Annotated in this window: 1 protein-coding gene; it reads left to right on the top strand. The window is 39.7% G+C overall.

The annotated features are described in order from the left end of the window. On the top strand, window positions 1–302 hold a 302-nt coding region (locus AOA60_RS01120), incomplete at both ends, for a potassium transporter TrkG (RefSeq protein ID WP_143522311.1).

The following is a 302-nucleotide window of genomic DNA, read 5'->3' on the forward strand; positions in this document are numbered from 1 at the left end:
ATCTTTAGGCGAAAAATTAATGATGATATCATTCATAGGGCCTTAGCGATTGTCTTCATCAGTTTAACGGCGGTCTTTCTATCAATATTAAGATTAAGCATCACAGAAACAGCACCCTTTATTCAAATAGTCTTTGAAGCCTTTTCAGCATTTGGCACTGTTGGACTATCCATGGGATTGACAGATGAACTCTCATTTATAGGTAAGCAAATCATCATCACGTTGATGTTCATCGGGCGCATTGGACCACTAACATTAGCGTTTGCCCTGGCAAAGTCATCAAAACCGTCAGTATCCTATCC

This window comes from Pseudomonas sp. 2822-17, from assembly GCF_002742485.1.
In the GTDB taxonomy this organism is placed as follows: Bacteria; Pseudomonadota; Gammaproteobacteria; order Pseudomonadales; family Pseudomonadaceae; genus Aquipseudomonas; species Aquipseudomonas cyclaminis.